A 661-nucleotide genomic window follows, 5' to 3' on the forward strand; every position below is an offset into this window, starting at 1 on the left:
AAATCGCGCTCACTTCTTCAATGGCGGTGCCTACTTGAGCTGTGGTTGACGAGATACTGTCGACCAAAGTAAGCAACTTCGCTTGCATATCAACGCAGGCATCTGCCAAGGTGCCAAGCTCATCATGGCCAATTTTGTTACGTGGAAGCTGGTAAGTTAGGTCGCCTGACGCGATTTTCGACGCCATGTTTACCACGTAATTTAGTGGTGTGCAGATCTGTTTGGTTAGGAATAGGCCTAGCGTAAAACTCAGTGCCAATAGCGCGACGATAGCAATAATGCTGTAGGTGATTGCGCTGCGCACTGCTTCATGAGCGCTAGCAATATCTTCTTGTACGTAGGTTTGGTTTAGTTCCACTAAATCACGAATCGCATCGGATAATTGTGTGAATGTAGAAAATCCGTTTAACAATGTTTCATTTGCTTCATCGATTTTATTATTCAATAGCAACTTCGCGTATTCATTGTTAAACGCACTGTATTTAACCCAGGCACTTTTTACTTTATTGAAAGCGTCTCGGTCGCGTTGATCCCATAGTCCTTTCTCATATTGGTCTAGATATTTATCAATTTTCTGTTCAGATTTTTCTAATCCGGCTACCCATTCCATGAATTGAGGGTGATTCACATTGGTTAATAAAGAGAATTCATCCTTTCTTAA

General features: G+C 41.9%; 1 protein-coding gene. It reads right to left on the reverse strand.

Features of this window, described 5'->3' with window-relative positions; all coding sequences use genetic code 11:
- On the reverse strand, positions 1-661 hold a 661-nt coding region (locus tag R7040_RS27125), incomplete at both ends, for a methyl-accepting chemotaxis protein (RefSeq protein ID WP_318097692.1).

The sequence above is a fragment of the Vibrio sp. 1069 genome, from assembly GCF_033340555.1.